Below are 18,498 nucleotides of genomic sequence, written 5' to 3'. Positions count from 1 at the left end.
CAGTGTCCAGCACTTCTTCCATGGCACTTCCTCCACTTCGAACCGCTCCTGCGATTCAGGTTGGAGGTCACGCCCTTACACAGACGGTCTGACACGCCCGTTCTCGACCCCGGACTGTCGGTGCTCGATGCCGCCACCACCGCTGGCTCAACCACCGGCTCGACGGGTGGCGCCATGGGTGGCTCGATGGGTGGCTGGGGTGTGGGGCGGGTGGAGAACACCGCCAGCCCGGTGCTGGCGGAGACCATCCGGACTTGGTGCGGCAACCCCGAGGCCCGGATCACCGTGAAACCGGTGATCGATGTGGCAGCGCACGTCCACCACGGCGCCTATGAGATCGACGGCCGGATCAGCGAACCCGTCGCCCTTAGGGACCACACCTGCGTGTTCCCGTGGTGCACGAAACCAGCCCGGAAACTGAAACCCGGCGAGCATGCGGCCGACTGCGACCACAACGTCCCCTACGCCCAGGGCGGGGCCACCTGCACCTGCCAGATCGCGGCCCTGTGCCGCAAGCATCACCGGCTGAAGACCCACGGCCGCTGGCGATACCTGATCCTCACCCCCGGCAGCTACCTATGGACCAGCCCCCACGGCTACCACTACCTACGCGACCACACCGGCACCACCGACGTGTCCCACGACAGACAACGCCGCCGACACCCACGCCGACATCCACCACCAGCAGCCTGAGAACCACCAGCTGACCCCTCGACCGCCGTACCCGCCCAAGAACCACCACGGGCGGGCTACCGGCACGCCCCGACAGGTTTCGAGACGGTTGCTAGCGCAACCTCCTCAACCAGCGGCAGGGCTGCGCTCACACCTCAACCAGCGACGGGGCTTCCGCTCACACCTCAACCAGCGACAGGGCCTCCGCTCACACCTCAACCAGCGACAGGGCTTCCGCTCACACCTCAACCAGCGACAGGGCTGCGCTCACGCCTCAACCAGCGAGAACGGCTTCGAGACGGCTGCTAGCGCCTCGCATTGCGCCGCCACCACGAGGTGCGCGACGGTTTCGGTGGGCTCTGCTGGGGTCGCGCCCGCTCTGCGCGGGCGGCCTCCCGGAGAGCGCGCATCCGTTCGCGCCACCGCTCCACCTCGGCGTCGACGTCGCGCGGCATGGTGATCAGCGGCGGTCCGTCCACCGGCGTGTAGCGCGCCTTGATCACCCGGGCGTTGAACTCCTCGAGCTCGCGGCGAACCTCGGACTCGGCCGTGTGCCGGTCGAGCCTGGCGTCGAGCTCGGCGTCGTCCTTGCGCAGCTGGAGAGCCGGGGGCAGGACGCCGGTGATCTTCTCGCGCTCGATCAGTCGCTTGATCCACCAGTCGGGGTCGTGCTGGGCGCCGAGGTCCTTGATCGGCTTGCCGGCCCCGGGCAGGTCGTCGAACTCGCCGCGTTCCATGGCGACCCGCAGCTGCTGCTCGACCCATTCGGTCTTGCGTTGCATGCGCTGGGCGGCCGCCGACCTCCCGGTGCGGTCATCGCGCTCGCGTTCGTGGTCTTTGGTCTCGCGCTCGGGCTGCTCGGCCATGACCCAGGCTAACCCTGGGTGGATCAGCTCGTGATCATCTCGTTGAGCAGCCACGAGGCGCCGACGAACACCACGACGATCACGATCGACCACGCCACCGACCGCAGCTGTGCGGCGCGGGTGTAGCGGCTCGGGTCCGCGGGTCGCGAGGCGTTGACCCGTACGGTCACGGCGGCGGCGATCAGCAACCCGGCGGCGAGGAAGCGTCCCACCGAGGGCTTGCTGAAGGCGAGGAGCAGCAGCAGGACTCCGAGCCCGGCACAGGCGAGGATCAGCAGCCGGGTCCGCAGTGGCGTACGTCGTGAGGTCACGCGGCCTCGCTCTCGCGCTCGAGGGTGGTGGCGACCCGGGGCATCAGCAGCAGACCGACGGCCGCGAGCAGGGCTGCGACCGAGCAGACCGACCAGACCGTGAGGTAGCCCGCCAGTGGCGCATGTCCTTCGGTCGGGTCCTCCAGGGAGCCCGTGGAGGCCAGCGCGATGGCGAAGATCGACGACGCGATGGCGCCGCCGACGGTCTTGGTCGCGTTGGTCATGCCGGTGGCGAAGCCCGTGCGGTCGGGCGGTGCCCCTGCCGCGGCGCTCGCCGGCAGGGCCGCCACCAGCGCGCCCGAACCGACTCCGGCCACTGCCATGTTGACCAGTGCCTGGGTCGTCGAGTCGTGGAAGGGCAACCAGAGGGCATAACCGAGGGCGACCAGGAGTGAGGACATGATGAGCGCGCCTCGGGCGCCCAGCAGTCCAGTGGTCAGTGGCAGCGTGAGCGCCCCGATCGCCAGGAAGACGACGTAGACGCCGATCAGCGTGGAGACGAACGACGCGTCGGCGCCGAGGCCGTAGCCGGCCGTGTCGGGGTCGGTCCGCGCAAAGGTCGAGAGGGGGATCTGGGCCCCGAGCACGGACATGCCGAACAGGAACGCGGTCAGCTGCACCGGCCACTGGAGCGGGCTCGCGAACAGCCGGACGTCGATGATCGGGTCGGCCTGTCGCTGCTCGTACCTCACGAAGGGCACCAGGCTCGCCAGGCCTACGACGATCAGCGCCCAGGCCAGCACGCTGTCCGGGCCTTGCAGCCGGACCAGGATCAGGCCGGCCATCACGAACCCGATCACGTCGGTGATCAGGCACAAGCCCACGGCGTCGAACCGCCCGGGCCTCCTCTCGGGGTCGCGCTCGATGCCCAACCAGATGATGAAGAAGCAGACCGTCACCACGATCGCGGGCAGCATCAGGACGACGGTCATCGAGGTGCTCTCGACGATCGCGCCGCTGGTCAGCGCGCCGATGATCACCGACAGCTCGAGCGCACCTACGAGGATCGCGGCCGAGCGACGGGTGAGGCGGTTCTGCCGTCCGCTGCCCGCAGTACGCCGGTAGACGATCGCGACCTCCATCGGCAGCCAGACGACATAGGCGCCCTGGATCGCCCAGCCGATGAGGAACGTCGTGAACGACGGCGCGAAGGCCAGCACCCACGAGCCGACCGCCGTGATCGCGGTCGAGAGGAGCAGCACGTTCTTGGCGCCGACCATGTCGCCGAGCCGCGCCAGCAGCGGCACGCAGAGCGCCGACACGATCAGCTGCGCCGCCTCGAACCAGTTGACGTCGGCATCGCTGATGTCGAGGTGGTCGGCGATATCGCTGAAGATCGGCGTGTAGTAGCCCTGCAGCACGCCGCTGGCGAGCTCGACGCAGACCAGGAAGCCGACGATCGCGACGAGCGAGTGGGCGCCGAGGATCCTCTCGTGAGGCTCGTGGCCGACGCTGGTGCTCATGTGGGCAGCCTCTCGATGAGCCGTTGGTACCAGTCGATCCCGAGCAGGAAGTCGTCCACCCCGATGTGCTCGTCGTAGGAGTGGATGGCCTGGCGTTGAGCCTGGCTCATCCGAAACGGAGCGAACCGGTAGACGCGCGGGCAGATCGCGGTGAAGTGACGCGAGTCGGTGGCGGCCATCATCACGTAGGGCGCGGGGATCGCCTCGGGGAACAGCTCGACGATGGTCGACTCGATCAGGCGGAAGGCCTCGTCGTCGAAGGGCGAGACCGGACTCGCCTCGCCCTGCTCGAGGATCTCGATCTCGACCTGCTTGTCGCCGATCGCCTTGCGGAGATGGGCGATCACGTCACTGACGGTGTCGCCGACCATCACCCGGATGTTGATGCCGGCTCGCGCGCTGGAGGCGATGACGTTGAGAGCGGGGGAGCCGGACAGGGTCGTCGTGGCGAAGGTCGTGCGGGTCATCGCCGCCGACTCCGGCCCGGCGGCGACCAGGGCCCTGGTGAGCGCGGGGCGTAGCCGCTCGGCGTTGGCCATCAGGGGCCGCAACGGACGGGGTGCGTGCGGCGCGAGCCGGCGGAACAGCTCCACCGTGGGGGCGGGGATGCTGGCCGGCATCGGTGCCCGGTCGACCTTGAGGATCGCCCTGGCCAGGCGGGCGGTCGGCCCGTTGCGAGCCGGGGTCGAGGCGTGCCCGCCACGCCCGTCGACCCGCAGCTCGACACTGGTCGTGCCCTTCTCCGTGACGCCGATCGCGCCGACCGGGGGCTTGATGCCCGGGAACGCCTGGCCCGCGATGGCTCCGCCCTCGTCGATGACCAACCACGGCTCGACACCTCGGCCGGTGAGCTCCGCAACGGCCTCGACTGCCGCAGTACCGCTGACCTCCTCGTCGGACCCGAAGCTCAGCCAGACATCCTGCGCGGGGGTGAAGCCCTGCGCCAGCAGGCGCTCGACCGCCTCGCTGATCGCGACGACGCACCCCTTGTCGTCGAGGGTTCCGCGCCCCCAGATCGCGCCGTCGTGGATCTCGGCCCCGAAGGGCGGGTGCTGCCAGGGTGCGCTCTCGTCGACGGGTACGACGTCGAGGTGGGCCATCAGCACGACCGGCTGGTCGTCGCTCGCGCCGGCCCAGCGAAACAGCAGGCCGTGGCTGCCGACGCGGGTCAGCTCGAGGGCGTCGTAGAGCCGGGGGAACAGCCGCTCGTGCTCGGCCAGCAGCCGGTCGAAGGCCGCGGTGTCGACCAATGCCTGATCACGATCGGAGACCGTGGGGATGCGGACGAGGGCCTGGAGCTTGGCTACCGGCTCCGAGACCACCACTCACGCTCCCACATCTAGGTCGAGCAGAAGGGCGATGGCGTCACGGACCTGGGCCAGTACGACAGGGCCGACGCGGCCCTGCACGGAGCGCACGCGCTCGGTCGAGACAGCCCGAAGGTGTTGGCATTGGGCGGCTGACTCCCGGTCGAGACCATTGTCGTCGTCGGGAAGGATGTGCACCTCTGAGTGGAAGCCGCGCAGGGTGGATGTCAGTGGGACGACGTGAACCACCGAGGGCTTGGCGTCGAGAACCCTCTGCGCAGTCACGACGATGCCCGGGTGCGGATATCCCGCCTCACGCCCGCGGGGGAGTCCGAGGTCGACGTCGACGACGTCACCCGAGCGCAGCATCGAGCCAGGCGCTCTCGTCGGCTCGTAGAGGCGTCCGCAGGTCTGATCCGACCTTGTCCTGGCGAAGTGCGCGGACGGCCAGGTGCACCGTGTGCCCGACAGTCGTGTGCAGCTCAGCGGCCAGCTGCTTGAGCTCCTCGTGGGTGGCGCGGTCAATGCGCACACTCGTGCTCTGCATGCAGATCAGCATACATGCCAGGCAGGACGGCGAGCGCCGAACGCGCAGCTCAGCCGACCGCCTTCGCCTTCAGCTCACGCCGCAGGATCTTGCCGGAGGCGGACTTCGGCACGGCGTCGATGAACTCGAGGTGGCGGATCTGCTTGTAGTGGGAGACCTCACCGGCGACGAACGCCATGATCTCCTCGGCCGTGGCCCCAGAACCTGGGCGCAGCACGACGTACGCCGCGGGGATCTCACCGGCCTCCTCGTCGGGCAGCCCGACGACGGCCGCGTCGACGACGGCAGGGTGGGTCAGGAGCAGGGCCTCGAGCTCGGCGGGCGGGACCTGGAAGCCCTTGTACTTGATGAGCTCCTTGAGCCGGTCGACGACGAACAGGTGGTCTTCGTCGTCGATGTGGCCGATGTCGCCGGTGCGTAGCCAGCCGTCGTCGGTGATGGTCGCGGCCGTGGCGGCCTCGTTGTTGAGGTAGCCCTTCATCACCTGGGGTCCGCGCACCCAGATCTCGCCGTCGGCGTTGACGTCGACGTCGTCACCGGTCAGCGGGTCGACGATGCGCATCTCGGTGTTGGGCGCGGTCACGCCGACCGAACCGGGCTTGAACCTGCCGACGGGCGTCAGGTGCGACACCGGCGAGAGCTCGGTCATGCCGTAGCCCTGGACCACCTCGCAGCCGAGCCGCTTGCCGGTCTCGATGGCCAGCTCCGCCGACAGTGGCGCAGCCCCGGAGAAGACCTGCTCGAGCTTGGACATGTCGTAGCTGTCCACGAGCGGATGCTTGGCGAGCGCCACCACGATGGGGGGCGCCACGAACGACCGGGTGACGCCGTAGTCCTGGTGGATCTGGAGGAACTGCTCGAGGTCGAAGCGCGGCATCGTCACGACGGTGGCGCCCGCGCGCAGCCCGCAGTTCATCAGCACCTGCATGCCGTAGATGTGGAAGAACGGCAGGACGGCGATCAACGTCTCGTCCTCGCGCATCTCGGCGGCACCGAGGGTCTGCGCGACGTTGGCGACCAGGTTGCGGTGGGTGAGCATCACGCCCTTGTTCACTCCGGTGGTGCCGGAGGAGTAGGGCAGTACGACGGTGGCGTCGAGGTCGACGAGGACTGACTCGGCGAGTGGGGTGCCCATCAGTGCGCTGAACGGCGTCGCCCCCTCGGTGTCGCCGATCACGAAGATCTCCTCGACGCCGGTGCCCTCGGCCGCGGCCCGGGCGACCTCGAGGAACGGTGCCACGGTGACCAGCAGGCGAGCGCCGGCGTCGACGAGCTGGTGGTGGATCTCGCGCTCGGTGTACATCGGGTTGATCGTGGTCACGACACCCCCGGCATAGGCGACTCCGTGGAACACCACGGCGTACTCGGGGATGTTGGGAGACAGCACCGCAAGGGTGTCGCCAGGAGCGAAGCCGCGGGCGACGAGCCCGCCGGCCAGGGCTTGCACGGCCTGCTTCAGACCGGCGTAGGTGATCGTCCGGCCGCTGGGGCCGTCGACCAGCGCCGGCTTGTCGCCGAGCTCGTCGGCGAAGGCCAGCATGTAGTCGACCAGGTGCTGGTCGGGGATCTCGACGGGGGGCAACGGGCTCTGGTGGATCATGTGCGCTCCTTGGTCGGGCCCTCGCGTGCTGGTGCTGGGCACGCTACCCAGCGGGGGGGACGACGTCACCCCATCTGTGACGTCTCGGATGCGAGACTGCCGTGGTGGTCCGGCACGTTGACCCGGCTCTCCGCGGTCGATGGACTAGGCACTGTGTCCCACGGTCTCCTCGGCGTTCCAGCGACCGTGGTGGACGACGTCCTCCTGGGCCTTGCGCGGCCGCTTGCTGGGCGACCCAGCGGCACCAAGCGACGCCGTCCGGTTGCCGATCGTGACCGCGCCGATCGGGTCGAAGGTGGCCGGGATGTCGAAGGTCTCGCGGACCGTGGAGACGCGCGCGGGCGGGATGCCGAAGTAGCAGGCGCCGAGGCCCTCGTCGGTGACGGTCTGCAGGATCAGCAACGTGGCCATTCCCGTGTCGATGTGCCAGAAGGGCACCGGCCAACGAGCTTCGTCCTCGTCGGTCCAGCCCTTGTCCGGCTGGGCGTATCTCTTGAGGTAGGCCGCCTTGCTGGAGCAGGGGACGACGATCACCGGGGCCCGCATCATGCCGGTCAGCCACTCGTCGGGCTCAGCGAGCTCGCCCGGGTCGGTGGTCGCGCCCCAGAACGCGCGGACGTCGTCGGCGCTGTCGAGGACCAGGAATCCCCAGCCCTGGCTGAAACCTGCGTTGGGCGCGCGGACGGCGTTGTGCAACGCGCGCTCCAGGACCGCCGGGTCGACGGGGTCCGTGGTGTAGTCGCGGACCATCCGGCGGCGGCGTACGACGTCTTGGAACTCCATGTGGGGCAGCATGCCTGACGACTTCGAGACGATGTGGTCCTCCCTCGCTCCGGTCGGTCGGTCGGCGTCGTCCGGCGGGTACTTCCGGCAGCCGTTCCTCTCCGCCGAGCGCGAGCTGGCCTCGTGGTTCGAGGAGCAGGCGCGGGCGCGCGGGCTCACGGTCGAACGCGACGGCGTCGGCAACCTCGTCGCGTGGTGGGGGGTCTCGACAGGCTCGACCGACCATGCCGGCGCGGTCGTCACGGGATCGCACCTGGACTCGGTGCTGGACGGCGGCGCGTACGACGGCCCGCTCGGCGTGGTCTCTGCGCTTGCGGCGCTGGATCTCCTTGTTTCTCGGGGGTTCTCGCCGTCTCGCCCCCTCGGCGTATCGGTCTTCGTCGAGGAGGAGGGGTCGCGGTTCGGGCTGGCGTGCCTGGGGTCGCGGCTGGCCACGGGGGCCGTGTCGTGGTCCCGGGCCAAGGAGCTGCAGGATCGCGACGGCGTGTACTTCGCGGACGCGGTCGCATCGGCGGGCCTGCCTGGGTCGTCCGACTCCTCGCTGCTCGACGGGGTCGCGACGTTCGTCGAGCTGCACGTCGAGCAGGGGCGCGACCTCGTCGACCGTGACGCCCCGGTCGGCGTGGCGAGCGGGATCTGGCCGCATGGGAGGTACCGCTACGAGTTCCGCGGCCGTGCCGACCATGCGGGCACCACGCGCATGGAGGACCGCGCCGACCCGATGCTGACCTACGCGATGACGGCCCTGGCTGCCAACAAGCAGGCGCGTCTCTCGGGAGAACGGGCGACGTTCGGACGCCTGGAGGTGACGCCGAACTCGACGAACTCGGTGCCCTCGGGGGTCACGGCCTGGTTGGACGCACGGGCCTCGTCTCCTTCCTCGTTGGAGGAGCTCGTCGGCGCGATCGAGCGGCAGGCCTCCGAGCGGGCCTCGCGCGACGAGACACTGCTCATCGTGACTGCGGAGTCGGTCAGCGGGGCCGTCTCGTTCTCTCCCGAGCTCGCCTCCCGGCTGGCCGACCGTCGTGGCTGGCCGGTCATCCCGACCGCCGCAGGCCACGACGCGGGGATCCTCTCCGCCGCTGGGATCCCGACGGCGATGCTGTTCGTCCGCAACCCGACCGGGGTGTCGCACTCGCCGTACGAGACGGCCTCCGTGCAGGACTGCCTCGCGGGAGTCGTGGCCCTCGCCGACGTGCTGGGCGAGCTGGCTGGTGACCCCTCGTGACGGCGTACGTGCTCGAACGCGCCTGGGTCGAGGGGGCCGTGCGCGACGAGGTGTACGTCGAGATCGAGGGCGGTCGGTTCACTTACGTCACACCGGTCAGGGAAAGCCGTCGGAGGTCAGGTGAAGCTTTCCCTGACCTCCGAGGGTTTCCTCGGACATCCGGGGAAACCACCCGGCTCCCCGGCCTCACCATCCCCGGTCTCGCGAACTGCCACAGCCATGCGTTCCATCGGGCGCTGAGGGGGAGGACGCAGCGGGAGAGGGGGACGTTCTGGACGTGGCGTGAGCAGATGTACGCCGTGGCGGAGCGGCTGGACCCGGAGTCCTACCTGGCACTGGCGACGGCGACGTACCGCGAGATGGTGGCCGGCGGGGTCACGGCGGTGGGGGAGTTCCACTACCTGCACCACCAGGCTGACGGGACGGCGTACGCCGACCCCAACGAGATGGGCCATGCGCTTCGGGAGGCCGCACACCAGGCCGGACTGAGGATCATGCTGCTCGACACCTGCTACCTCTCCAGCGGGTTCGGCGAGCCGCCACAAGGGGTCCAGCGGAGGTTCTCCGACGGCACGGCGGCGGCCTGGGCCGAGCGGGTGGCCGACCTGCGAGGAGCAGGAGCCGCCATCCATTCCGTGCGAGCCGTCCCCGACGACCAGCTGCGCACGATCGTGGAAGCCAGCAACGGCAGGCCGCTGCACGTCCACCTCTCCGAGCAGACCAAGGAGAACGACGACTGCGTGGCTGCCTACGGCGCGACCCCCACGCAGCTGCTCGCCGACCACGGCGTCCTCGGCCCGATGACCAGCGCCGTGCACGCGACCCACCTGACCGACGACGACGTGCACCACTTGGGCAGCACACGTACCCACGCCTGCTTCTGCCCCACGACCGAGCGTGACCTCGGCGACGGCATCGGACCCAGCCGCGCTCTCAGCCAGGCCGGGAGCCCGCTGACCCTCGGCTCCGACAGCCACGCCGTCATCGACCTGTTCGAGGAGATGCGCGCCGTGGAGCTCGACGAACGGCTCGCCACTCGCGAGCGCGGACACTGGTCGGCCGCAGAGCTGCTGGCGGCGGCCACGAGCAACGGCCACGCCAGCCTCGGCTACTCCGACGCGGGCGCGATCGCCGTCGGCCAGCGCGCCGACCTGGTCACCCTCGACACCACGACGCCGCGCACCGCGGGCACGGGCCGCGACGAGCACACCGCGGTCTTCGCCTCCTCCGCGGCCGACGTCGTCCAGGTCGTCGCGGACGGGCAGGTCGTCTATCGGCGCGGCGACGACGAGCAGATCGGCCGCGAGCTGGACCTGGCGATCGGCAGACTGCTGTCGTGACGAGCACCCTGATCACCAACATCGGCGAGCTGGTCACCAACGACCCGGCTCGGCAGACGGCCGACGACATCCTCGGTCTGGTCGCCGACGCCGCGGTCGTGCTCGAGCACGGGCAGGTGGCCTGGGTCGGCGCGACCGCCGAGGCGCCGGAGGCCGACGCGTACGTCGACGCGGGCGGGCGCGCGGCCATCCCCGGCTTCGTGGACAGCCATGCCCACTTGGTGTTCGCGGGAGATCGCGCCCCCGAGTTCGCGGCGCGGATGGCCGGCACGCCGTACGCCGCCGGCGGCATCCGCACCACCGTCGCCGCCACCCGCGCCGCCACCGACTGGGAGCTCACGGGCCGGGTCGCCGCACTCGTGACCGAGATGCGCCGCCAGGGGACCACGACCGTCGAGATCAAGAGCGGCTACGGCCTCACCGTCCGCGACGAGGCCCGCAGCCTGGCGATCGCGCGACAGTTCACCGAGGAGACGACCTTCCTCGGCGCCCACGTCGTGCCCGAGGGCAGTGAGCCCGACGAGTACGTCGCCCTGGTCGCCGGCACCATGCTCGAGGCCTGCGCGCCCCATGCCCGCTGGATCGACGTCTTCTGCGAGCGGGGAGCCTTCGACGCGGACCAGGCACGGACCGTACTCGCGGCGGGCGCGGCCGTCGGCCTGCGAGGGCGCCTGCACGCCAACCAGCTCGGTCCCGGCCCCGGCGTGCAGCTCGCGGCCGAGCTGGGCCTGGTCGCGGTCGACCACTGCACCTACCTCGAGGACGACGACGTGTCGGCTCTCGCCGACTCCGGCACCGTGGCCACCCTGCTGCCGGGCGTGGAGTTCTCCACGCGCCAGCCCTACCCCGATGCGCGACGCCTGATCGACGCCGGGGTCGCGGTGGCCATCGCCAGCGACTGCAACCCGGGGTCGAGCTATACCTCCTCGATGCCGCTGTGCGTCGCCCTCGCCGTCCGTGAGATGCGGATGACGCCGGCCGAGGCGACGTACGCCGCGACGGCCGGTGGCGCAGCGGCCCTCGACCGCAACGACATCGGTCGTCTGGTGCCGGGAGCGCGGGCCGACCTGGTGCTGCTCGACGCTCCCAGCCACGTGCACCTCGCCTACCGGCCCGGAGTGCCGCTGGTGCTCGCCACCTGGGTCGGTGGGCACCTTCTCGACGGCTGACTCAGGCGGCAAAGGAGCAGGTCAGCCAGCCTGAGGTAGGCCTGAGGCAAGCCCCTCGGAGCAGAGATAGGGCACCTGTCCGATGTCCGGGTCTACCTCAGAGGCGGAATCTCTTCTCATACCGGGAAACAGGCCCGGAACGAGGAAGGGAACCACCATGAACGACCTGCTGATCAACGCAGAGCTCGACTACCGGGTCAACCGCATCCGCGAGGACTGGCGCCCCATCCGCGCCCGTCGCGCCAGCCGTCGTCAGCGCCGGCAGGAGGAGGCCCGCTACGCAGCGAAGTCTGCGAGCGGTAGCACCTGGATCGGCTGAGATGGCCGCGACCGCGACCGAGACCAGCGGCCCGATGTCGGTGACTACCGACATGATGGGCTGCATGGCCCCGGTCACCACAGCGCCCCTCGTGGGACGAGATGCCGAGCTGGACGATCTCACTGTCCAGCTCGGCATCGTCGCGTCCGACGAGGCCCGCGCTGGAGGCGGCTCCTCGCGACGTGCCGTCCTCCTCGCCGGCGACGCCGGCGTCGGCAAGACCCGCCTGTTGACCGCGCTGCGCGACCGCGCCCTCGACCTGGGCTGGCAGGTCGTCGCCGGTCACTGCCTCGACTTCGCCGACAGCGCCCTGCCCTACCTCCCGTTCTCCGAGATCCTCGGCCGCCTCCAAGCCTCCTCACCCGACCTCGTCGCCTCCGTCGCCGCCCACCACCCCGCCCTCCACCGTCTCGCCCCCGGGCGCCGGATGATGGACGAGGCCGCTCCCGGCAGTGCTGACGGGCCCAACACCGACCGGTCGTCCCTGTTCGACGCGGTCCACGCGATCTTCGAGGCCTTCGCCGAGCAGCAGCCGCTGGTGGTCGTCGTCGAGGACCTCCACTGGGCCGACCAGTCGACCCGCGACCTGCTGAGCTTCCTGTTCACGCGGCCCTTCAGCCAGCCCGTCGCGCTGGTCGCCAGCTACCGCTCCGACGACCTCCACCGCAAGCACCCGCTGCGCGCCAAGCTCGCCGAGTGGTCGCGTCTCCAGACCGTGCACCGCATGTCCCTCGACCCGCTCGCGGCACCCGAGGTGCGGCGGCTGGTGGAGTGCATCGGCGAGGGCACGGGCGCCCACCTCTCCGACGACGAGGTCGCGATGGTGGTCGAGCGCGCCGAGGGCAACGCGTTCTTCGTCGAGGAGCTCGTGGGGGCTGCTGTCACGACCCACGACCACACCGATCGCTCTGGCCAGCGCTGGGTCCCGGCCGACCTCGCCGAGGTGCTCCTGGTCAGGCTCGACCGTCTCGACGAGACCGCGCGCCGCGTCGTGCGCGCGGCCAGCGCGGCGGGTCGCCGGGTCACCCACGAGCTCCTGGCGGTCGCTACGGAGCTCGACGACTCCTCGCTCGACGAGGCCCTCAGGGCCGCGGTCGAGCGCAACATCCTGGTCGCCAGCGACCACCACTACGCCTTCCGCCACGCCCTGCTGGGCGAGGCGGTCTACGACGACCTGCTGCCCGGCGAGCGGGTGCGGCTCCATGGGCGCTTCGCGGCGGCCATCGCCGACGGACGCGCGCGCGGCACGGCTGCCGAGCTGGCGCGCCATGCCACGCTCGCCCACGACGACGAGACCGCGCTCAAGGCCAGCGTCCAAGCAGGGCACGAGGCCGCCCAGGTCGGCGGACCCGACGAGGCCGCCCAGCACTTCGAGCGGGCCTTGCGGCTGCTGAGCGGGCTCGGGGCCGCCGGTGAGGCGATCGTCGACCGCACCCGGCTGGCCGTCGACACCGCCGACGCACTCAGCTCCAGCGGTCATCCCGAGCGGGCGGCAGCGTTGCTCGCCGAGCAGCTCGCGGTGCTACCGGCCGACGCCGCACCGGAGTCCCGGGGCCTGATGCTCGCGGCGCGCGCCGTCGCGCTGACGGCGTTCGAGACCGAGGAGGACCCGCCGGCCATCTCCGAGGAGGCCGTGCGGATCACCCCTGAGACCGACCGTCTGGCCCGTGCCCGCGTGCTGTCGGCGCACGCCCATGTGCTGGCGATGTTCTGGCGCCACCAAGAGGCCCAGCAGGCGGGACTCGACGCGCTGGCGCTGGCCGACCAGCTCAACCGCAGCGACATCGCGGCCGAGGTGATCACCACCTTGTCGGGGCTGCGGCTCGGCGCCACCAAGGAGCGGCTGCGCGAGGCGCTGGGGGAGGCCATCGACCGCACGGTCGAGACCGGAGCCGTCCACGCCGAGCTGCGCGGCCGCTACCTGCTGGCTCGCTCCTACCAGGACTGGGGCGAGCTCGACCAGGCCGAGCGCTGGTTCCGCAGCTCGGTCGAGCGGGCCACCGCTGCCGGCATCGAGTGGGCCCCCTACGCGGCCGGTGCGCGGTTCCACCTGATCTGGGTGCTGATGACCAGGGGCGACTGGGACGACGTGCTGAAGCTGGCTGACCTGTCCGGGACGCATGCCCCACCCTTGGCGCGGGCCAACCTCGCGGGCCTGGCCGCGGCGGTCCGGGTGGCTCGCGGTGAGGACCTCGCCGACGAGCTGCGCGAGCTGCGCCCGATGTGGCGCCTGGACGGAGCGCTCGCCGTCCACGCGGCCGGTCAGGAGATCCGGCTGGCGGTGGGCGACGCCGACGTCAGCCGGGCCCTGGCGGCCTATCGGCGGGTGGTCGAGGTGCTCACCCCGATCTGGCACCCCTGGTTCGACGGTCGCGTGCGCATGGCGACGCTGGTCCTCGAAGCCGTCGCGGCGGCCATGCCTGCGACGCCCTCGGGCGACCGGGCCGCGCTCCTCGCGCTGGCCGACACCTTGCACGACGACGGCCACACGGTGGTCGACCGCTATGCCGACCTCAGCAAGTCCTGGGGGCCCGAGGGCCGCGCCTGGCTGGCCAGCCTCGACGCCGAGCTGCTGCGCGTGCGGTGGCTGGCCGGTGCCGACGACGCGCCGTCGGTCGAGTCGCTGGTCGCCGGCTGGCACGAGGTGGTCGCGCTGTTCGAGGCCTTCGGCGACACCTATGAGCTGGCCCGCGCCCGTGTCGTCCTGGCCTCGGTGCTCCGGGCGGCCGGCGACCTGGCTGGTGCGCGCGAGGTCGCCGACCTGGCCCGCGAGGCCGCACGTCGGCTCGGCGCGACCCCGCTCGTCGACCAGCTGCGCGCACTGGGCTCGGCGCCGGCCCGGCACGAGGCGGGGTCAGATGTGCTCACGCCGCGCGAGGCCGAGATCCTCCAGCTGGTCGCTGCCGGGCGCAGCAACGGCGAGATCGGCAAGCAGCTGTTCATCAGCACCAAGACCGTCAGCGTCCACGTCTCCAACATCCTCGGCAAGCTCGGCGCCTCCGGGCGCACCGAGGCCGCCGCGATCGCCCGGCGCCGCGGCCTGGTCGACTGACGAGACGACTCGTGCGGCCGACTCCTCAGCGGATCAGCCGGTTGGCGTAGCCCGCCCCGCTCAAACGCACGATGCGGGCGATGGCGCCGCACGATGTGGTGTGGGGAACCACGATCGACGTGCTGCCGGCGCCACGGAGGACCCCCGATGCCCACAACCCCCGCGCGTCCGCGCCTGATCGGCGCCGCCATCGTCCTGCTCGCCGGCGCGGCTGTCGTCGTGGAGCTGCCGAGCAGCAGAGACGCGGCGGTGGCCGTCGGCGACCCGGTGATCGCCGCTGCCGGCGACATCGCGTGCGACCCGCTCAACAGCGGCTTCGAGAACGGTGACGGCACCCCGACCGACTGCCGGATGAAGTACACCGCCGCACTCCTCGCCGGCTCCGACGCCGTGCTCGCGCTGGGCGACCTGCAGTACGCCTGCGGTGGGTACTCCGACTTCCTCGCGTCCTACGACAAGAGCTGGGGGCAGTACAAGTCGATCACCTACCCGGCGTCCGGCAACCACGAGTACCAGGGGTCTGGCGGCACGGGCTGCTCGTCGAACGCGGCCGGCTACTACACCTACTTCGGGTCCCGGGCCGGTGACCCCGCCACGGGCTACTACAGCTACGACCTCGGCGCCTGGCACCTGGTCGTGCTGAACACCGAGTGCGCCAAGGTGGGTGGCTGCGGGGCCGGCAGTCCGCAGGAGCAGTGGCTGCGCGCCGACCTCGCGGCCCACTCGACCGCCTCGTGCACGCTGGCCTATTGGCACAAGCCCCGTTTCTACTCGGGGTCCAGCAGCGGTGGCGACTCGACGTACCAGCCGCTGTGGCAGGCCCTCTACGACGCCCACGCCGACGTGGTCCTCAACGGTCACCAGCACTGGTACGAGCGGTTCGGGCTGCAGAACCCCTCGGGTCAGGCCGACCCCAACGGCATCCGCCAGATCATCTCGGGCATGGGTGGCGAGAGCTTCGTGGTCCCGAACTCGACCCGCGCTGCCAACAGCCAGGTGCTCTACTCCGGGCAGAATGCCTTCGGCGTGCTGCGGATGACCCTCCACGACGACAGCTACGACTGGAGCTTCGTGACCGTCACCGGCACGTACTCCGACACGGGGACGCAGGCCTGCCACAACGCAGGGTCGAGCCCCACGGTGTCGACCTCGCCCACGCTGACACCCCCGCCGGACACCACGCCACCGACCACGTCGGTCACCTGCAACTCCGCAAGCTGCTCGACGGGCTGGTACCGCGCGGCTCCGGTCACGGCCCGGCTCACCGCCACCGACGCCGGCTCGGGCGTGGCGGCGACGTACTACACCACCGACGGGACCACGCCGACCACGGCGAGCGCCCAGTACGCCGGCCCGATCGAGCTCGGCCAGACCACGACGCTGCGCTACTTCTCCGTCGACGTCGCGGGCAACCCCGAGGCGGTGCGCTCGACCGTGGTGAGTGTCGATGCGGCCGCCCCGTCGGTGGCCATCACCTCACCGGCCGACGGGTCGTCCTTGCCGCGCAAGGGCACGGTGACGGTCGCGGTGACGGCCAGCGACGCGGGCACGGGATCCGGCGCACCCTCGGGTCTCGCCGGGGTCATCTTCTACCTCGACGGCTCATCCATCGGGTCCGACTCCTCGGCGCCCTACAGCCTGAGCTGGAAGCCGAAGCCCAGCCTGCGCGGCACCCACGTGCTCACCGCGGTCGCCACGGACGTCGCCGGCAACACCACGACGTCCGCCCAGGTGCGGGTCTTCCTCGGGTGAGCGGGCGCACGTCGGCACGCGCCGGCTCGGGGCCCTGGCACGTCGTGACGATCGTGGAGAACCTGCCCCTCGGCGCCGACCACCGACTGCGCAAGCAGGTCGAGACCCTGCTGTCGCACGGCTGCCGGGTGACCGTCGTGTGCAGCCGCCACGAGCTGAACGCCCCCTACCGGAGCCGCGCTGACCTCACCCTGGTCGAGTACCAGCCGCCCCCCGAGCCCCGGGGGCCGCTCGGACAGGTCGTCGAGTACGCCTGGTCGGGACTGGCGGCGGTGGTCCTGCTGGCGCGGGTGAGGTCGCGCGGACGCGTCGACGTGGTGCAGCTGTGCCAGCCGCCCGACATGTACTTCCCGCTGGCCGGTCTGCTGCGCCGAGCCGGCTCACGCGTCGTCGTCGACCAGCGCGACATGATGCCCGAGCTGCTGGCCGCGCGCTATCCGTCAGCGCCCCGGGCCGTCACCAGGCTGTTGCACCTCTTCGAGCGGCGTACCCAGCGCGCGGTCGACCACACGATCACCGTCAACGAACACCTGCGCGACCGGTTGGAGGTCGCGGGCGGGACCGGCAAGGTCTCGGTCGTGTGGAACGGTCCGGTGCTCGCGCGCGTCGACGCGGCACGTCCGGCGCCCGAGCTGCGGGAGGGCTGCGCGCACCTGGTCGTGTGGGTCGGCAAGATGGGCGTCCAGGACCGCGTGGAGCTCGTCGTCGAGGTGGCCGAGGCCCTGGTGGGACAGGGCCGCACCGACGTACGCTTCGCGGTCATCGGAGACGGTGAGCGGCTCGAGGCCCTGCGTGCCGAGGTGACGTCGCGTGGACTCTCGCCCTGGGTGACCTGCACCGGCTGGCTGCCCGAGGACCGGGTGTTCCGCTACCTGGCGACGGCCGACGTCGGCCTCGACACCTCACTCCAGCACGAGGTGACGCCGGTCAAGGCCATCGAGTACATGTCCTTCGGACTGCCCTTCGCCGCCTTCGACCTGCCCGAGACCCGCAAGCTGGCCGAGGATGCCGCGCTGCTGGCCGAGCCCGGGGACGTGGACGCGCTGGCGCGGGCGCTCGCCGAGATCCTCGACCACGAGCCGACCCGCTCGCGGCTGTCGCGAGCCGGCCGGCGTCGCGTCGAGGCTAGCCTTTCTTGGGAGCGGCAGGAGCCTTCTTTCCTGGCCGCCGTCGGCCCGGCGACCGACCCTGGTCCACCCCGTTCGCGGGCGCGGCGCCACGGCTCCGGGGAGGCGTGGCCCGGTCTGGAGCGGCAGGTCCGTCCGGTCGGCTAGCGAGGGGCTCGCGCGGCAGCTCCGTCGTCGCTCCCTTGCAGACCGATGGGCCGACCGCTGCGCTGACCGGGGGCAGGGTGGGCAGGCGGCCCGGGCGTGAGGGCAGGTTCGCGACCCACCCGGCGTTCGTCGTGCTCAACCCCTCGATCGTCGCGACCGCGTCGATCGCGTCGGTCCGGGTGCCCGACCGCAGATCGCCGACCACCAGCAGCAGGTCGGCCAGCTCGGCGAACAGCACCGACTTCGCCGAGTCGAGCAGCGGCGGCACGTCCAGGACCAGGGTGCCCCTGGCCGCGAGCCGGTCCAGGGCCCGGCGCAGGGCCGGCAACTCGACCTCCTCGGCCAGCGCCCCTCCCGTCGGCACCACCGAGAGGTTGCGCACCGAGGTCTGGTGCAGGGCCTGGTCTACCGAGCAGCGCCCGTCCATCAGCTGCCGCAGGCCGGGCGCGGGACGGCACCCGTGCACCTGCTCGGGCAGTAGCCCGTGGCCGTGCGCGGCGACGAGGACGACCGGCGTGCCCTGGGCCGCCAGGGCCGCCGCCGCGCCGCAGGCGACGGTCGTGGTGCCGGCGCCGGCGCGGGGGCTCGTCACCACGACGCGGCGGCCGGGCGCGTGCTCGGTGAGCGAGGCGATCTTGGCGGCCAGGTAGGCGAAGGCGTCGCGGGCCGGACCCCAGGAGGGGACGGCCTGCCGACTGTGGTCGAAGCCTGGGACCCGCATCAGCACCGGCATCCTCGTCCGCCGGCTGAGCTCCTCAGGATGACGCAGCCGGTCGGAGAGGCGGTCCCACGTCCACGCGGCCGCCACTCCGAGC

At 71.3% G+C, this 18,498-nt stretch carries 15 protein-coding genes and 1 pseudogene; 8 read left to right on the top strand and 8 right to left on the bottom strand.

Features of this window, described 5'->3' with window-relative positions:
* Positions 1-693: pseudogene (locus ISU10_RS13415) on the top strand (hypothetical protein); the annotation flags it as partial.
* Between the two features lie 284 nt (positions 694-977).
* Here ISU10_RS13415 and ISU10_RS13410 read toward each other — a convergent pair.
* From ISU10_RS13410 to ISU10_RS13375, 8 genes are all read right to left on the bottom strand, one after another.
* Positions 978-1,538 (bottom strand): DnaJ family domain-containing protein, encoded by a 561-nt coding sequence (locus ISU10_RS13410; protein WP_194696899.1) that lies wholly within the window; start codon positions 1,536-1,538, stop codon positions 978-980.
* A gap of 23 nt (positions 1,539-1,561) precedes the next feature.
* Positions 1,562-1,849, bottom strand: coding sequence for a hypothetical protein (locus ISU10_RS13405; RefSeq protein ID WP_194696898.1), 288 nt, complete (start codon positions 1,847-1,849; stop codon positions 1,562-1,564).
* Positions 1,846-3,312 carry an MFS transporter gene (locus ISU10_RS13400; RefSeq protein WP_194696897.1) on the bottom strand — a complete coding sequence of 489 codons (1,467 nt, stop codon included), beginning with the start codon at positions 3,310-3,312 and terminating at the stop codon, positions 1,846-1,848. Before ISU10_RS13400 ends, ISU10_RS13405 begins: the two co-directional genes overlap by 4 nt.
* Positions 3,309-4,637, bottom strand: a complete 1,329-nt coding sequence (locus tag ISU10_RS13395; protein WP_370865341.1) for a M20/M25/M40 family metallo-hydrolase — start codon at positions 4,635-4,637, stop codon at positions 3,309-3,311. The genes ISU10_RS13400 and ISU10_RS13395 overlap by 4 nt, the downstream gene beginning before the upstream one ends.
* Complete coding sequence (locus ISU10_RS13390; RefSeq protein WP_194696896.1) at positions 4,638-4,988, bottom strand: type II toxin-antitoxin system PemK/MazF family toxin; 351 nt, start codon at positions 4,986-4,988, stop codon at positions 4,638-4,640.
* Entirely contained in the window at positions 4,972-5,166 is a 195-nt protein-coding gene (locus ISU10_RS13385; protein WP_228500770.1) for a hypothetical protein, read from the bottom strand. Before ISU10_RS13385 ends, ISU10_RS13390 begins: the two co-directional genes overlap by 17 nt.
* Before the next feature lie 49 nt (positions 5,167-5,215).
* The gene (locus ISU10_RS13380; protein WP_194696894.1) at positions 5,216-6,766 is read right to left on the bottom strand and encodes a 4-coumarate--CoA ligase family protein; all 1,551 of its coding nucleotides are present in this window, start codon (positions 6,764-6,766) and stop codon (positions 5,216-5,218) included.
* Between the two features lie 144 nt (positions 6,767-6,910).
* A complete protein-coding gene (locus ISU10_RS13375) occupies positions 6,911-7,549 on the bottom strand; it encodes a nitroreductase family protein (RefSeq protein WP_194696893.1) in 639 nt (212 codons plus the stop codon).
* A 10-nt stretch (positions 7,550-7,559) separates the two neighbouring features.
* On the opposite strand from ISU10_RS13375, the gene ISU10_RS13370 reads away from it, so the two are divergent.
* From ISU10_RS13370 to ISU10_RS13340, 7 genes are all read left to right on the top strand, one after another.
* On the top strand, positions 7,560-8,777 hold the full coding sequence (locus ISU10_RS13370) for an allantoate amidohydrolase (protein ID WP_194696892.1): 1,218 nt from the start codon (positions 7,560-7,562) through the stop codon (positions 8,775-8,777).
* Positions 8,774-10,117 carry a formimidoylglutamate deiminase gene (locus ISU10_RS13365; RefSeq protein WP_194696891.1) on the top strand — a complete coding sequence of 448 codons (1,344 nt, stop codon included), beginning with the start codon at positions 8,774-8,776 and terminating at the stop codon, positions 10,115-10,117. The genes ISU10_RS13370 and ISU10_RS13365 overlap by 4 nt, the downstream gene beginning before the upstream one ends.
* Entirely contained in the window at positions 10,114-11,286 is a 1,173-nt protein-coding gene (gene hutI, locus ISU10_RS13360) for an imidazolonepropionase (RefSeq protein WP_194696890.1), read from the top strand. Before ISU10_RS13365 ends, hutI begins: the two co-directional genes overlap by 4 nt.
* A gap of 157 nt (positions 11,287-11,443) precedes the next feature.
* Positions 11,444-11,605, top strand: a complete 162-nt coding sequence (locus ISU10_RS13355) for a hypothetical protein (protein WP_194696889.1) — start codon at positions 11,444-11,446, stop codon at positions 11,603-11,605.
* 1 nt (position 11,606) lies between these two features.
* Positions 11,607-14,657, top strand: a complete 3,051-nt coding sequence (locus tag ISU10_RS23850) for a helix-turn-helix transcriptional regulator (protein ID WP_194696888.1) — start codon at positions 11,607-11,609, stop codon at positions 14,655-14,657.
* A 147-nt stretch (positions 14,658-14,804) separates the two neighbouring features.
* Positions 14,805-16,409: an Ig-like domain-containing protein gene (locus tag ISU10_RS13345; RefSeq protein ID WP_194696887.1), complete on the top strand. Its 1,605-nt coding sequence runs from the start codon at positions 14,805-14,807 to the stop codon at positions 16,407-16,409.
* The gene (locus tag ISU10_RS13340; protein ID WP_194696886.1) at positions 16,406-17,683 is read left to right on the top strand and encodes a glycosyltransferase family 4 protein; all 1,278 of its coding nucleotides are present in this window, start codon (positions 16,406-16,408) and stop codon (positions 17,681-17,683) included. Before ISU10_RS13345 ends, ISU10_RS13340 begins: the two co-directional genes overlap by 4 nt.
* Positions 17,684-18,498 lie beyond the last annotated feature (815 nt).

Origin of the sequence: Nocardioides agariphilus (assembly GCF_015352445.1) — a bacterium.
Lineage (GTDB): Bacteria > Actinomycetota > Actinomycetes > Propionibacteriales > Nocardioidaceae > Nocardioides > Nocardioides agariphilus.
Note: the sequence above shows the minus strand (reverse complement) of the source record. Positions and strands in the feature narration are given on the sequence as shown.

Coding starts and splice junctions, on each gene's coding strand:
- ISU10_RS13390 (WP_194696896.1), bottom strand. CDS start 4,988: ATGCTGCGCTCGGGTGACGTCGTCGACGTCGACCTCGGACTCCCCCGC.
- ISU10_RS13410 (WP_194696899.1), bottom strand. CDS start 1,538: ATGGCCGAGCAGCCCGAGCGCGAGACCAAAGACCACGAACGCGAGCGC.
- ISU10_RS13345 (WP_194696887.1), top strand. CDS start 14,805: ATGCCCACAACCCCCGCGCGTCCGCGCCTGATCGGCGCCGCCATCGTC.
- ISU10_RS13370 (WP_194696892.1), top strand. CDS start 7,560: ATGCCTGACGACTTCGAGACGATGTGGTCCTCCCTCGCTCCGGTCGGT.
- ISU10_RS13400 (WP_194696897.1), bottom strand. CDS start 3,312: ATGAGCACCAGCGTCGGCCACGAGCCTCACGAGAGGATCCTCGGCGCC.
- ISU10_RS13355 (WP_194696889.1), top strand. CDS start 11,444: ATGAACGACCTGCTGATCAACGCAGAGCTCGACTACCGGGTCAACCGC.
- ISU10_RS13380 (WP_194696894.1), bottom strand. CDS start 6,766: ATGATCCACCAGAGCCCGTTGCCCCCCGTCGAGATCCCCGACCAGCAC.
- ISU10_RS23850 (WP_194696888.1), top strand. CDS start 11,607: ATGGCCGCGACCGCGACCGAGACCAGCGGCCCGATGTCGGTGACTACC.
- ISU10_RS13385 (WP_228500770.1), bottom strand. CDS start 5,166: ATGCAGAGCACGAGTGTGCGCATTGACCGCGCCACCCACGAGGAGCTC.
- ISU10_RS13375 (WP_194696893.1), bottom strand. CDS start 7,549: ATGGAGTTCCAAGACGTCGTACGCCGCCGCCGGATGGTCCGCGACTAC.